This is a genomic window from Prauserella sp. PE36 (assembly GCF_003311655.1).
Classification (GTDB): Bacteria; Actinomycetota; Actinomycetes; order Mycobacteriales; family Pseudonocardiaceae; genus Prauserella_A; species Prauserella_A endophytica.
The window spans coordinates 1-335 of record NZ_QEQT01000014.1 but is presented as its reverse complement, the minus strand read 5'-3'; the positions used below and the strand labels follow the sequence as shown (position 1 = coordinate 335).

Here is a 335-nt window from a genome sequence, read left to right as displayed (position 1 = left end):
CCTCCAGGAAGGCGGGTCAGGCGACGCGGCGCGGCCGGTTGGCCCCGGCCCGCAGGCCGGAGGTGATGGTCTTGTCGGCCTCGCGTGCGGTGAACTGCCGGGAGCCGAGGTGCCGCCCGCACGCGGCGCGCAGCGCCGCGCGCACCTCGTCCTCGGGCAGGGCGCCCCCGGCGACGAGTTGGCCGAGCGCGACGGCGGCGCCGTAGAGGGTGGCGTTGCGGTTGCTGCGGGCCTCGGCGACCCGGCGGCATTCCTCCCGCAACGCGGCCTCCAGATACCGCGACCGACGCCCGGTGGACGGCCGGATGGGGGTGACCGGCGCCGGGGGCGGCGGC

Annotated in this window: 1 pseudogene; it reads right to left on the bottom strand. The window is 79.1% G+C overall.

The features are described 5' to 3' along the window. Positions 1–16 precede the first annotated feature (16 nt). Positions 17–335: pseudogene (locus tag DI005_RS00220) on the bottom strand (DNA primase); the annotation flags it as partial.